General features: G+C 39.5%; 12 protein-coding genes and 1 pseudogene. 10 read left to right on the top strand and 3 right to left on the bottom strand.

Annotated elements, in window-relative coordinates:
- Positions 1-5 precede the first annotated feature (5 nt).
- The 5 genes from rrp4 to MSVAZ_RS19325 all read left to right on the top strand — a co-directional run bounded on the left by rrp4 (position 6) and on the right by MSVAZ_RS19325 (position 3,783).
- Positions 6-788, top strand: coding sequence for an exosome complex RNA-binding protein Rrp4 (gene rrp4 / locus MSVAZ_RS06135; protein ID WP_048119333.1), 783 nt, complete (start codon positions 6-8; stop codon positions 786-788).
- A 74-nt stretch (positions 789-862) separates the two neighbouring features.
- Positions 863-2,386, top strand: a complete 1,524-nt coding sequence (rrp41, locus tag MSVAZ_RS06130; protein WP_048119330.1) for an exosome complex exonuclease Rrp41 — start codon at positions 863-865, stop codon at positions 2,384-2,386.
- On the top strand, positions 2,370-3,170 hold the full coding sequence (gene rrp42, locus MSVAZ_RS06125) for an exosome complex protein Rrp42 (RefSeq protein WP_048119328.1): 801 nt from the start codon (positions 2,370-2,372) through the stop codon (positions 3,168-3,170). The genes rrp41 and rrp42 overlap by 17 nt, the downstream gene beginning before the upstream one ends.
- 170 nt (positions 3,171-3,340) lie before the next feature.
- Positions 3,341-3,625, top strand: coding sequence for a 50S ribosomal protein L37ae (locus MSVAZ_RS06120; RefSeq protein WP_048119323.1), 285 nt, complete (start codon positions 3,341-3,343; stop codon positions 3,623-3,625).
- A gap of 20 nt (positions 3,626-3,645) precedes the next feature.
- Positions 3,646-3,783, top strand: a complete 138-nt coding sequence (locus MSVAZ_RS19325) for a DNA-directed RNA polymerase subunit P (RefSeq protein ID WP_011021777.1) — start codon at positions 3,646-3,648, stop codon at positions 3,781-3,783.
- A 402-nt stretch (positions 3,784-4,185) separates the two neighbouring features.
- Here the strand turns inward: MSVAZ_RS19325 and MSVAZ_RS06115 are convergent, their stop codons facing one another.
- On the bottom strand, positions 4,186-5,049 hold the full coding sequence (locus MSVAZ_RS06115) for a GNAT family N-acetyltransferase (protein ID WP_048119320.1): 864 nt from the start codon (positions 5,047-5,049) through the stop codon (positions 4,186-4,188).
- A 254-nt stretch (positions 5,050-5,303) separates the two neighbouring features.
- Positions 5,304-8,528 carry a RyR domain-containing protein gene (locus MSVAZ_RS06110; RefSeq protein ID WP_048119316.1) on the bottom strand — a complete coding sequence of 1,075 codons (3,225 nt, stop codon included), beginning with the start codon at positions 8,526-8,528 and terminating at the stop codon, positions 5,304-5,306.
- A gap of 320 nt (positions 8,529-8,848) precedes the next feature.
- Here MSVAZ_RS06110 and ade point away from each other — a divergent pair, with 320 nt between their 5' ends.
- The 5 genes and pseudogenes from ade to MSVAZ_RS06085 all read left to right on the top strand — a co-directional run.
- Complete coding sequence (ade, locus tag MSVAZ_RS06105; RefSeq protein ID WP_048119314.1) at positions 8,849-10,504, top strand: adenine deaminase; 1,656 nt, start codon at positions 8,849-8,851, stop codon at positions 10,502-10,504.
- Between the two features lie 119 nt (positions 10,505-10,623).
- Positions 10,624-10,896, top strand: coding sequence for a hypothetical protein (locus MSVAZ_RS06100; protein ID WP_052727902.1), 273 nt, complete (start codon positions 10,624-10,626; stop codon positions 10,894-10,896).
- Positions 10,897-11,253: 357 nt separating this feature from the next.
- The gene (locus tag MSVAZ_RS21110) at positions 11,254-11,538 is read left to right on the top strand and encodes a hypothetical protein (protein ID WP_084626081.1); all 285 of its coding nucleotides are present in this window, start codon (positions 11,254-11,256) and stop codon (positions 11,536-11,538) included.
- A 187-nt stretch (positions 11,539-11,725) separates the two neighbouring features.
- Positions 11,726-12,700, top strand: coding sequence for an acyltransferase family protein (locus MSVAZ_RS06090; protein ID WP_048119308.1), 975 nt, complete (start codon positions 11,726-11,728; stop codon positions 12,698-12,700).
- Positions 12,701-12,740: 40 nt separating this feature from the next.
- Positions 12,741-12,946 (top strand): annotated as a pseudogene (locus MSVAZ_RS06085) (IS4 family transposase); the annotation flags it as partial.
- Between the two features lie 82 nt (positions 12,947-13,028).
- Here the strand turns inward: MSVAZ_RS06085 and MSVAZ_RS19320 are convergent.
- Entirely contained in the window at positions 13,029-13,205 is a 177-nt protein-coding gene (locus MSVAZ_RS19320) for a 4Fe-4S binding protein (RefSeq protein WP_082091042.1), read from the bottom strand.
- Positions 13,206-13,473: the final 268 nt, after the last annotated feature.

The raw sequence follows: 13,473 nt of genomic DNA, 5'->3' as shown, positions 1-13,473 counted from the left end.
GTTGGATGGATAAAAAAATAGTGATCCCTGGTGACCTGATATCCGAGAATTCGAAAAAAGCCGGATACGGGACTTATGTCAAGAACGACAAAATCTATTCTTTATTTTGTGGTATTGAAAATCTCAAAGAAGATAAAGTTGGAGTGATCCCTCTTGCGGGAGTTTATATCCCTTCCGCAAATGATGTGGTGATCGGGATCGTTATTGTGGTTACGCCATCCAACTGGATAATGGACATTGCTTCTCCTTATGACGGTCTGTTCCATGTGTCCGAGTATCCCAGAAGAATAGAATCCCGGGAGATGCATGAAGTTCTGGATGTAGGTGACTCTATAATCCTTAGAGTAAAAGATGTAGACAATTCCATGAAAGTTGAGCTTGCCCTTAGAGATTCAAGCTTTCATAAACTAAAATCAGGCCAGATCGTCGAAGTTGAGCCTGTGAAAGTCCCACGTGTGATAGGGCACGGTGGTTCCATGATCTCAATGCTGAAGAAAGAAACAAACTGCAGCATTTTCGTTGGCCAGAACGGCAGAATATGGATTGATGGAAAGGATGACGATGTAGAGCTTTTAAGTAAGGCTCTCCGGAAGATCGAAGCCGAAGCCCAACGTTCCGGATTGACGGATAGGATCTATAACTTTTTGAAAAATGAGCGGAGCAAGCAGAAAGAATCAAAGCCCGCCAAGTTTTTTAAAAGCGCTAAGAAAGAGATAAAGTTGCCAAAAGAAGATCATTCCGAAGAGATTTACAGGAAGATCGATGTGCTGCTGGATCCAAATAACTGAGTTCTGGATAAGCATGAGAGATTTTAGGGAAGCTTCTGTAAAGTAGTTGTTAGGAGTTTTTTGGAGATTAAAGTATGAGTGGTAAATCTGTAAAATTAATCAATGACGATGGGCTGCGCCTTGACGGGAGGCATGCGGATGAGATAAGGCCCATGAAAATTGAGATCGGCGTTCTTTCGCGAGCCGACGGTTCATGTTATCTTGAATGGGGAAGGAACAAAGTCCTCGTAGGTGTGTTTGGCCCAAGAGAAGTTCATCCCCGTCGTTCACAGCGCGCAGATACTGCAGTTATCCGTTATAAATATAATATGGCTTCTTTTTCCACTGAAGACCGCGCCAGACCCGGACCCAGCAGACGGAGCATTGAAATTTCAAAAGTTTCCAGGGAAGCTTTTGAACCGGTGATTATGGCAGAGCTTTTCCCGAAAACTGCAATCGATATTTTTGTGGAAGTACTTCAGGCTGATGCAGGGACAAGGACAGCAGCAATTAATGCCTCAAGCATAGCGCTTGCAGACGCAGGCATTCCTATGAAAGGCCTGGTTACTTCCTGTGCTTTTGGAAAAGTTGACGGGCAGATAGTGCTTGACCTCAATAAAGAAGAGGACAATTATGGAGAGGCTGATTTTCCTGTTGCAATGACCCAGGATGGAGAAATTACCCTGCTTCAGATGGACGGAAATCTAACTCCTGATGAAATTCGAAAAGGCTTCGAGCTTGTGAAGAAAGGCTGCAAAGAAATCCTTGAAATTCAGCAGGCAGTGCTGAGGAAAAAGTTTGAGACTCCTGTTGAAGAACCTGAAGTCGAAACCGCTGAAGAGGCTAAAGAGACTGAGCTCGAAGTTGTAGAAACTGAACCTTCTCTTGAATATGCTTCCGAAGCAGCATTTGTAGAAGAGATTGTTGAGGAAGCTGAGGAACCTGAAGAGGGGCTCTCCGAAGAAACCGTTGAAGCCTGTGCTGTTAATGAAGAAGCTCCCGAGTGCGAGAAGCTTGAAGAGATCATTAAAGATGCCGAGGCTGAAGTAATAGAAGGAGAAGCTATAGAAGAAGTAATTGAAGCTGAAGAAGAAGCTGAAGAGGAAGCTGAAGAAGAAGCTGAAGAGGAAGCTGAAGAAGAGGAAGTTGAAGAAGAGGAAGTTGAAGAAGAGGAAGCTGAAGAAGAGGAAGTTGAAGAAGAGGAAGGTGAAGAAGAGGAAGGTGAAGAAGAGGAAGGTGAAGAAGAGGAAGCTGAAGAAGAAGAAGGTGAAGAAGAGGAAGCTGAAGAAGAGGAAGCTGAGTTTGAAGAAACTGTTTCCGGAGAAAAAGTCGAAGCCGAGCCCGAGATAGAGGAATTTGCTGAAGAGGAAGCCGAAACTCAGCTTGAAGAGGAGGCAGAGGTTGAAGAAGAAGTGCAGCTTGAAGAAGAAACCGGGATTGAAGAAGCTGCTTCAGAAGAAACTTTTGAATCCGAACCAGAGATTGAGTCCAAAGCTAAGTCCAGGAAAGGGGCTCCTGTCGAACAGCCCGTAGAAGAGCCTGAAGAAGAATGCAAAGGGCCCTGGAAGGTAGTAAAAGACCCATCTGAATCCGGAAGCAGAGGTGAAACCGATGAGTGAAATTATTGCTACACTTAAGAAGGATTATATTTACAACCTTATGATTAAGGGAAAGCGCCAGGATGGGCGCGGATTTAAAGATTTCAGAGATATCAAGCTCGAAACGAATGTTATCTCGAAAGCCGAGGGCTCGGCAAAGGTAACCCTGGGAGATACCCAGATTCTTGTAGGAGTTAAGCTTCAGCCAGGAACTCCTTTTCAGGACTCTCACGATGAAGGCGTAATTATTACTAATCTGGAACTCAACCCTATTGCTTCCCCAGAGTTTGAGCCCGGCCCTCCCAGAGAAGAAGCAATCGAAATGGCAAGGGTTGTAGACAGGGGAATCAGGGAATCAGGCGCAATTGATATAAAGAAGCTTTGCATAAGCATTGGAGAATCCGTCTGGATCATCTATATAGATGTCCATGTACTCAATGATGACGGAAATGTCATTGATGCGGCCTGTCTCGCTGCTATTGCAGCCCTTATGACTACAATTGTCCCTAACGAGCAGCAGGGAATCGGTGCGGATGTACCCCTTGCAATGAAAGAGGTGCCTGTGGGTGTGACTCTTGCCAAGATAGGCTCAAAGCTTATGGTGGATCCGTCACTGGATGAGGAAGCTGTTTGTGAGACGAAATTAACGGTGGTCTCAAGTTTGGATGGGTCTATCGCAGGCATGCAAAAAATGGGCCCTGTTCCGTTCACAGAGGCTGAGGTGCTGGAAGCAATAGATATGGCATGCGAAAAGGCAGCCGAAATCAGGGAACTTTATCTGGAAGAACTGGTAAAGAAGGAATGACCAGGCAAGGATTAATTAAATATAAATATTAAATGCAGTATTACGGTCTAAGTATACGTGCAAGAGGTGATTATATAACCTGGCAATCTGGCCTCAGGGACTTGCCCCGCGGGCCAGCAGGTTCTGAATTCAATCACTTATAAACGTTTTCATTTTAGGGAGTTTTAACGATGGCAAAAAAGTTTACTAAGAAAGGAAGGATTTCCAGGTCAGCAGGCAGATTCGGTGCCAGATATGGAAGAAAGGACAGAAAACTTGTTGCAGACCTGGAAGAACGCATGCGAGCTCCGCATGTATGTGCAAAATGTGCCAGGCCTACCGTAAAGAGAATTGGGACCGGCATCTGGAAATGCAGCAAATGCGGACATACCTTCGCTGGCGGAACTTATATTCCCTATACCAGTGTTGGCCAGACTCTGCTGCGGACGATGAAGAATGTTGCTGAGGCAAAGTAATATCTTAGGGTTGTGGTTGTATGGGTTATAAGTGCACTCGATGTAAACAGAAAGTGGAAATCGACTACGAGTACACAGGTATAAGGTGTCCGTACTGCGGACACAGAATCCTGGTAAAAGAGCGTCCTACAACCATTAAACGCATTAAAGCCGAGTAAGGATGCTGGTTTAACCCGGCTGACGAGTAGAACGGAAAGTATTAGATAAAAAATGGGCTTCTGTGAATGTAGCCCTCCTATCTAATAATTCGATGCGTAGAATTCAATGCGTAGGGCAAAACTAGGCGCTCTATATTCAGACAGAATATACATCAGACTTTGTTTTGATTTTTTCTACCCAGGTAATAGCAATAAATAGTTGCTATGCTTAGTACTTTTTTTTAGAAACTTGTAAATCTCATGGACTTTAATTCCTTTTCATAATATCCTCAGGTATAAGGATATTTGGCATGAAAGTTCTTTCAGGTACTTTCATTTCTTTGTGCCTGTGATTAGAAGAATTTCATGTGCGTTTCCTGGAAAATAATTTTGATTTTTTTCACAGGTTGACATTAGAAACATTCACCCTAGTTCCAGAGTCGTGCTCCCGTAAACTTTTTCAAGGTTTATACCAGGTTCTCCCTGGCTGTACATCCGGATAGTTGTGAATACTACATTCATTCCGTATTTTCTGGTAATTTCCAGTGCTTTTTTATTTGGTTCCGGAACATCTATAACATACACAGCTTCATATGGAATAGAGGCCTTGAGAGCCAGAAAGATTTTCTCCGCTGTTATCGGGTCATCGGCAAAAAGAGGGCCTATTTTGTATCCGATCTGGCATTTCCTTATAACGCCGTATCCTTTCAGCTTTCCTGTTTCAACGGCTGCAAAGGCATAAGAATCAGGTTGTTTAATCCAGTTTTCCAGAAAAGTAGCTCTTGGAGCCGGAAACATTTCCCTGTCGTACTCAAGCAGGCTTTCAAATGGCACGTCTGAGACGTTTACAAGCCCATCCGGAACTTCGCCTCCACCTCTTCCCTCAAAGCGAAGGTTGCTATAAAAGGACTTGAAATTCATAAAATTCTGGTACTTCTTTTCGTTTTCCACTACCGCATCAAGCCCAATATTTCTGTTGCCCATACGCTCCAGACATTTTTCAGTTAATTTAACACCTACTCCTTTATTCCTGAATTCGGGTTTAACCACATAAAGTCCAAGAAAACCATAGTAATCGTCATATGCAACAGCAGAGACACAACCTACAGGTTCTCCTTCAACCTCTGCAATAAAAAAACCATCAGGATCTGTTTCATAAAAAATTTCCCCGTCATGGATACCAGGGATCCACCCTTCGCCGGCTTCCATCTGGATCACGAATTCGGCTTCATCCCGCCTCATTTTCCGGATTTTTAGCCCTTCTATCTCTATATGACTTTTTTCCATGTATTATTGTACTTTTGTATTGTATATATATCTCATTGTACTTTTGTATTGTATATATGTTTTATTATATATTTGTATTATGTTTAAATCTTATTATATTTTCGTATCATATTCATAGTTATTATATTTTTGCATTGTATATAAATATAATTATATTTTTACATTATATCAAGCGTTAATTATATTTTTGTATTATAAATATAGTTCATTATACTTTTGAATTCTCATATTAGGTCCAGGGAGATAAACATGTTTCAGTCGCTTTTCTCGGAATCAGGCTTGTAGGCTTCGTATCCAGCCTCTTTGAGCAATTCTGGAATAAGGCGAACAGAATTAAAATCATTTTCTCGAATATCAGGTGGAAGCTTGTTCCACGGAACAATAAATGGGCTGGTTTTATTGACAAAATCCTTTTTGCCTTCTTTATAGACCCATCCCTGCGTGATCTTTTGCCATACCCAGCGATCGTGTTCCCTTATCGCCAATTTTTTGATTTCTTCTGGCGTCAGAGTCATCTCTTTTTGTTCATTAGCCAATTCAAAGTATCGTATTTTATAGTCAATCCAGCTCAATTTCTCAGGAATCTTTCTTATATTATCAAAATTTGCTTCTCGGATATCTGGCGGTAATTTATCAAACTCAACCAGTGACGGATTCGTGTCAGGAGTTTCTCCTTTACTCTCTCTATATTCAACATATTTGGTATGATGAAATCGAGCAAGACGCTCGACAACTTTAGGATCGGTGATTTCTTCAACCTTTTTCAAACGATATATCTCATATCCAGCTTTTTTGAGTATAGGAGGAATTTTATAGACTAGCTGTCTATACTTGTCTTTTTCATCTTCATTGAGTTGATTAAAATCGTTCAGCCACAGAATAGAATTATTCTGAGACATGTTTTCTTTACCGTTTGATAATTCATCAAATCTTCGAATTCGACGTAACCGCTCATATTCAAGACGAGCAAATGTTTCAATCTCTTCTCCGGTTATATCTGGTATAGACAGACTCGTACCTCTTACTTTTCGGATACCGTTATTGATGGCCCAAAGTTTATTGGGAATGTCTTCAGCAGCAGTTTTGAGTTCTTCAAAACTCCCGTGAATAAACGTTGCCATAGATGAAGCCACAGATTCGACAATTTCATTTTCCCTTTTGAGGTAGGAAGTCTCTTTGGGATTAGGAAGATCCTGAGATATAAGCATAGATTGATACCGTTCTTTTTCCGCCAAAAATAAGAATTCATCAGCGTCTACGTGCATGTCAAGCTGTTTCTTTACTGGAAGCGCAGAGAGATCGAATCTGTTTTTACCCGCCAGACGACTCATTTCAATAAGAGCAGTCATGGAACGAGTACCATGCTTATACTTAGTCACGTTTAGCATTGCTCTCAGGACGCCTTCATCAATACTTATTTCCCTTTTTGAGTTAAAAAGACCGGCAGCTGTTTGATCTTTCTCCAATAATACTCTCAACACTTTCGCCCTTCGAATAATGAAAGTATCATCGTCATCATACTTTGTGCGCTGACGATTAGGTCCCATGACATTTATAAAACCTCGGAGTCTACTAACGAAATCGGGTCCCTTCGCATCTTTAAACACTTTATCCACAGATTCGTTTTCAACGCTTTGGTCACAGTTTTTATCAGCCTTCACATCATCAGATGGTGGAAGATTGGTAGTCTGGCCGTTGTCATGAGTATTTTGGACGAAGTTCTCAAAAGTATATCTCGTCCCACCAGCAAACACAAAAATCGCATTTCCAATGGGATGTACTGTATCTCCGTCTTTGAATTCACCGTCCTGCATAGGAGCCAGAAAGTATTTCAGCCAGCCTAGAGATTGTCGGTCCTTATCAGAATCAAATTCGTCGAAAAACACAAATGGTATCTTGTCTGAAAGAGCTATGTCTCGTACCTTGTGAAATGCACTGATTAAATCTTGATAATCATCAAATTGGGAGATATTAAATGATATAATTTTGAGTCTGTCTTCTTTCGGATCAATGCTTTTGAGTATTTGTTTGACACCTAAAGATTTACCAGAACCAGGAGGACCAAAAACAGCAAAACAGAGAGGATTTTTGGGGTTTGGGTTTGAGAGGAATTCAGTTATTAGTTCCTTAATTGCGCTGTAACTCTCAATTTCGGCGCGGTCAATGGTTTCAATCTCACCAAATCTGCAAATAGGTACATTTTCCAATCCTTTAGTATTTCCCTTCAGGACGATTTCCCTAGCTACAAGCTGTCGTATATGGAGAGTCTCATTATCAAGAATTCGCCAGAACTTTGGATCTGCATTTTTAAGATCAGTAGGCAGTTCGATAGAACTACTGGCGTAATTATGTTTTGTACTCTCTTTCAAAATCTCATTTAACGATGGATATCTAAGATTATTTTCATAAATATCTAATTTTAAGAAGCTTTCTATAAGAAATTTGTATACAGGAGATGAGTTTTTGGGATTTATTATAATCTTTCTAGAATTATTATTTATTTTGTATCCTATTTCAAGGAGTGCGCGTGAATTAGCAAGTCCCTGCTTGATTCCGTCTGTGAGCCCACAGATGCCTTCTTTTATCAGTTGTTTAGCCAATGTTGCAGTGAAGATCGACGTGAGTCCCATCATGGTTCCATCAATATTTGATGCAAAAGAGTCCTCAAGGAGGCATGGATCAAATACAATGAAGGCTTCATCTTCTCCTTTTTTCCTTCTATGATAAAGGATAGCTCCATCAGTGCCAAACGACACAACAAGATAAGGACATTGACGCAATGAATTAAGTGCATCTGATCTTTGCAGCTCAAACACTAAATCTTTAGCAGTGCGATCCCATGATAAAGACTTGCTTAAATGGATTCCAGCCGTTTTTCGAAGATCATTCGCATTTATAATTACAATGAGATTCTCATGATATTTTTCAGATATTTTTTCCCAAAGTTTGCCTTTAAGAAGAGGAAGGCTCATTTTATATATAATAATTGGATTCTCGACAGACTCTAAGGCTTCAGGCCATAACTTTTCCATCTCTCGAAATCCATTTCCCGCGTCGTCAAGTATAACTATCTCTATATTGGCGTCATTTGAAACACTTGGTGTCCACGATGGTAGTTTGTTCTCTTGAGGTCCAATATATCCTGATAACTCTTTTATACGTAAAACTTCAGTCTTTTTATCACCTGAAGTTTTGAAATTACCCAATATAGCATTTGAATGGATTATTTTTTCCGGTGAAAAATTACGTAGCTTTTTTTCTGGTAACTCTGGTCCCGTCACGGTGGCTAATATTCCCTCTTCTTCAATTGACTGTTTAATAAAACTGGTCAATAACGCTGCTCCTCCAGGGAGTACATCTGCATGGGATGCGTCATGTAAACACCAGTTATCACCTTTATCACGGGCTTTGACAGGATACATAAACCAATCAACAGTTACGTCTCCAGCTACCACAATTTTAGATTCCTTTTTTGTCATCGGAAGTTTTTCCTTTTGATCTGTCTTTATTTTATATATTTGATCGTAGTTTTTAAAGAATAAATAAGTTTATGTTTTAATTTCAACAGAAAAGGAGGTTTACCTCGTTTTAAGCAATTAAGTACTCAACTGAAAAATAGCATTAAATCTGTTAGCATTAAAAATGTTAGCATTAAAAATGTTAGGCATATCTTTATTTTTTACAATAGGTACATTGCTTTATCCGTATATGTCTTCTTTCAGAATGTTCAAAATATCAACACAGTCCAGCATCAGCTTATTTGAAAAAATTTATAAATTTGTGGCTGCAATGAATCACCATGCAAAAGTACCGGGGAATTATTGTTGATGCTATTTCCAGGCGGAAGTTTAAAGGTGAAATTGCCGTTGAAAACGGAAAGATCATCAGTATTGAGGAGAAAGAGCACGATATTGAACAGTATATCCTTCCAGGGCTTGTAGATGCCCATGTGCATATTGAAAGTTCGATGACCGTGCCTTCGGTTTTTGCCCGGATGGCGGTTGCAAGAGGTACGGTTGCAGTTGTTAGCGACCCTCATGAGATTGCAAACGTCATGGGAGAAGAAGGCATTGATTACATGCTTGAGGATGCCAGAAAAGTACCTTTGAAGGTCTTTTATGGAGTGCCGTCGTGTGTGCCGGCTACGCCTTTTGAATCCGCAGGAGCGGTGCTGGACGCGGAGGCTGTTGACCGACTGCTGGCAAGGGACGATCTTCATTACCTTTCTGAGATGATGAACTTCCCTGGGGTGGTTCTGGAATTTCCTGATGTAATAGCCAAACTGGAATCCGCCAAAAAGTACGGCAAAAATATAGATGGGCATGCTCCCGGTTTGAGGGGAGCCGATCTCCAGAAATACATTAGCGCAGGAATTTTCACAGACCACGAATCTTTTGCTTATGAAGAAGCGGTTGAGAAAATAAAGCTCGGGATGAAAATACTGATCCGGGAAGGAAGTTCAGCCAGGAATTTCGAGACTCTGTACAAATTGATAGACGAATATACAGAATCGGTTATGCTCTGCACCGATGATTCACATCCTGATACTCTGATATATGAAGGGCATATCGATAAGCTTCTAAGGCGCGGGCAAGAAAAAGGGCTTGATATCTATAATCTCATAAAGACAGCAGTGATAAATCCTGTGGAACACTATGGTCTTAATGTTGGACTGCTGCGCGAGGGAGACCCTGCCGATTTTATTATCGTAGATGACCTCAAATCATTCAATGTGCTGAAGACCTTTATAGACGGAAATTGCGTTTACGATGATGGAAAGGTCCTTTTTTCAGTTGACAAAGCTCCTGCAAAAAACGTTTTCAACAGAAACAAAATCTCAATTGATGATGTAAAACTGGCTTTGCCTGCTTCTGAAAATAACGGCGGACAAATGAAAAAAATCCGGGTAATAGTTGCCCAGGATGGAGAACTGGTCACAGGCCAGGAACTGGCTATTCCAAAACTGGAAAACGGAAATCTAGTTTCAGACCCGTCAAGGGATATTTTGAAAATGGTTGTCCTGAGCAGGTATGCTGATGACCCTGTTCAGATTGGTTTCATTAAAAATATAGGCCTGAAAAAAGGAGCTATTGCAAGCAGCATTGCCCATGATAGTCATAATATAATTGTAGTCGGAGCAACGGACGAAGATATAGTTGAAGCTGTCAACAGGCTGGTGGAAAACCAAGGGGGAATCGTTGTCGGGACCAAAGAAAATCTTATTGATCTTCCGCTGGAGGTTTCAGGCCTCATGAGCACTCTAGACGGAAAAGAAGTAGCTGCAAGGTACGAGCAGTTAAATGAAGAAGCCCGAAAACTGGGAACCTCGCTTCTGTCACCTTTTATGACACTTTCATTTATGTCGCTTCTGGTAATTCCTGAACTTAAATTGGGAGATAAAGGCCTGTTTGATGTGACAAAATTCGAATTTGTCGAACTTTTTGTGAGGGAATAAGCAAAATTGGTCTCCTCTTCAAATTGTACGTGTAAGGATAAAAGCAATAACATGTTTTCAACCGCATCAAAAATATAATAGTTGTTCTATTTTCCCTAATCATCTTATGGAGTACAAAAATGAAACTCGAAGCTTTAAAACAACTGCTTGCTTCACTGGATATCAACCTTGATGAAATTAAAGATGAAAGATATGCCAAAGCTTTTCGCATTTTGTTTGCTATCATTGAAACCCAGAATGAAGAAATTGAGTTCTTCAAGACAGAGGTCCAGAAGCTTCGAGATGAAATCAACTTACTCAAAGGTGAAAAAGCCAAACCTAAGATTCGTGGCTCTAAAAAGAATGAAGATATTTCTTCTGAAAAAGAGAGAGAAAATATAAAACTTACATAGGATAAAGAGTCTAAATCTAAACTGGACAAAATAGAGGTTCATCAAACTGAAACATGTAACGTTGATAGATCCATTTTACCAACTGATGCGTATCTTAAAGGTTATAGAGACGTAATAATTCAGGATGTATCAATAAAGCCTGTAAACACCAACTACAGGATAGAGATTTTTAATTCTCCTTCTGAGCACAAAACATATGCAGGAAAATTACCACAAGGTATAAAGGGTGAATTTGGTCCCAGGATCAAGTCTCTTATAATAACTCTTAATCATGTTGCTAATGTTTCAGAGCCAAAAATACATGAATTCCTGGAAAATATTGGTGTTCATATATCTAAAGCCACTATTTCTCGAATCTTGACAAAAGATATTGATCTCTTTTATCAGGAGAAAACCGAGATTTTTCTGGAAGGTCTTAAAACTACGCCTTATCAGCAGATTGATGATACAGGTGCAAGAGTCAATGGTATCAATTATTATACTCAGATTCTTTGTAATCCTCATTATACTGCTTATTTTACAGTTCCAGATAAGGACCGGAAAACCATTTTAGATGTGCTTTTATGCGGAAAAGAAAAAACGTACTGCTTTAATGCTAAAGCATTTGATATGATGAAAACATTTAATGTTTCTAAAAGCTGACTGGAAAAGCTCTCTTCTTTAAAAACAAAATATTCAGTGACGAGGAAATGCGTCAAAAACTTGATTGTATTTTTTTGCATGGTAGAAAAACTACCAGGAAGAAGGTTCTTGAAGCCGGTAGAATTGCGGCCTATCTTTCCGCTCAATTTGAAGAGGATACATAAGATCACATGGAGATAATATATAAATGGTTGCCGAGCCTACAATAACAGTTAAAGAGCATTATTCTGGGATAGATATCCTCAAAGGAATTCTTGTAATTATTGTTATTATCGGTCATGTTCTCACCGGCAGCCTGAACAACAACATTGTAAGGTATATAATCTATGGTTGTCACATTCCATTATTTTTATCGGTCTCAGGGTTTCTAATCCGTAAAGAATGGATCAAACAAGTATCTATCAAAAAACTATATAAAAAATATCAGTATAGGATGCTCACTCCTTGGCTATTTGCTTCAATTACATACATTGTTATTACAGGAACAGTTTCATTCAACACACTTATTGACATTTTTTTTCGGCCGTATTTCCATTTATGGTATGTCTTATCCTTATTTATAATGATAATTATATTGTGGATAACATATAAGCTACATACCCCCAACTGGTTCATTCTGCTTGGTAGTTCCCTCATATCCCTATGGTGGCTCTATTTTTTCTTTTTGGGGAAATATCCAATTTCCGGCCCTAATCAACCTAATCCTTTATACTACCTGGGAGATATGAGGACTTACGCATATTTCCTATTCTTTTATCTGGGCCATATTGGAAATAAATATCAAAATAAACTCGGTGGAATGCACATACTACCCGTTGCGGCTTTTACCGGTTGCATTTACATATTCAATTTTTTTGATAAACTGCCTGCGATAGTTGTGGCAGGATCTTTTATCGTATTAAACATCTCGCTAGCCCAATACTTATTAAATTATGTTGTTAAACTAAAAGTTAAAAAAATAAGATTGTTACAACCTATCGGAGTGCATAGCCTGTCTATATATCTCTGGCATGACATGATAATACTGACCACAAAGCACTTTATAAGTAAATATACAGATAAATCAATATATTACACAATAACTTTCTTGTCTCTTGGATTATTTATTTACCTCATCATTTCAAAAGGGCAAAAATCCGGGTACTTTCCCGACGAAAGATAGTTTTTGTTTTTAGCGTTGCAGGCAATGAACCCTCTGGACCTTGCAGCGTACACTTACCGGTTTGAAAAGAGATATGAAAAAGAAGCAAATAAAACCCTAAGCGACAGCAACTGGTACTATCGGTTCATTCCTGAACTTGTTGAGTTTCTTCATCAGTGTGTTATTCACGGCATAGAGGAGCTTGCAAAAGATCCTGGAAGAAAACACAGCAAAAAGCTCGAAAATTTTCAGGATTTTCTCATTCAGGTTGGTTAATATATTAACTTCGACAACTTGATCTTGGCTTGTTTCTAGAGTAGCCCACGCATTTATATAAGTTTTCACAGTTTTATATGATGGTAATTGCCCCATGTACGCATACATCTAAACATACGCCGCAGTCATTGCATTTATCTTCAATCACAAATGAAACATCATCGTCATTGAGGGAAATTGCACATGCAGGACATTCGCCTATACAGCTTCCACAACTAGCGCAGGATTCGGGATTAATTTTTGCTACCATGTCTTTTTACTCCCTATTTTATCAGTATGTTAATTTCATTCACTGAATTTTATGTAAAGACAGTTGTAGGTTCTGGTAGTCTGAAGGCTAAATCAAATTTTCAGTAAGCACAGATGGCATCAGGTATTTGTATATCCGGAAGCCCATTTCCTTATTCTGACTTAATAATATAAAAATTTATACATTTTATTAATCTTCGAATATTCTACTGTCAGCAGGTGATGAAATGATAAAATTAGAATCCTCACGGGATAGAAAGAAAATAATT

The organism is Methanosarcina vacuolata Z-761 (assembly GCF_000969905.1).
Taxonomy (GTDB): domain Archaea; phylum Halobacteriota; class Methanosarcinia; order Methanosarcinales; family Methanosarcinaceae; genus Methanosarcina; species Methanosarcina vacuolata.
This window is presented reverse-complemented; position numbering and strand designations above follow the sequence as displayed.

What these genes read in the sequence shown, in the direction of transcription:
- ade (WP_048119314.1), top strand. Translation starts at nt 8,849, where the DNA reads ATGCAAAAGTACCGGGGAATTATTGTTGATGCTATTTCCAGGCGGAAG.
- rrp41 (WP_048119330.1), top strand. Translation starts at nt 863, where the DNA reads ATGAGTGGTAAATCTGTAAAATTAATCAATGACGATGGGCTGCGCCTT.
- MSVAZ_RS06120 (WP_048119323.1), top strand. Translation starts at nt 3,341, where the DNA reads ATGGCAAAAAAGTTTACTAAGAAAGGAAGGATTTCCAGGTCAGCAGGC.
- rrp4 (WP_048119333.1), top strand. Translation starts at nt 6, where the DNA reads ATGGATAAAAAAATAGTGATCCCTGGTGACCTGATATCCGAGAATTCG.
- MSVAZ_RS19325 (WP_011021777.1), top strand. Translation starts at nt 3,646, where the DNA reads ATGGGTTATAAGTGCACTCGATGTAAACAGAAAGTGGAAATCGACTAC.
- MSVAZ_RS06090 (WP_048119308.1), top strand. Translation starts at nt 11,726, where the DNA reads ATGGTTGCCGAGCCTACAATAACAGTTAAAGAGCATTATTCTGGGATA.
- MSVAZ_RS06110 (WP_048119316.1), bottom strand. Translation starts at nt 8,528, where the DNA reads ATGACAAAAAAGGAATCTAAAATTGTGGTAGCTGGAGACGTAACTGTT.
- MSVAZ_RS06100 (WP_052727902.1), top strand. Translation starts at nt 10,624, where the DNA reads ATGAAACTCGAAGCTTTAAAACAACTGCTTGCTTCACTGGATATCAAC.
- MSVAZ_RS06115 (WP_048119320.1), bottom strand. Translation starts at nt 5,049, where the DNA reads ATGGAAAAAAGTCATATAGAGATAGAAGGGCTAAAAATCCGGAAAATG.
- MSVAZ_RS19320 (WP_082091042.1), bottom strand. Translation starts at nt 13,205, where the DNA reads ATGGTAGCAAAAATTAATCCCGAATCCTGCGCTAGTTGTGGAAGCTGT.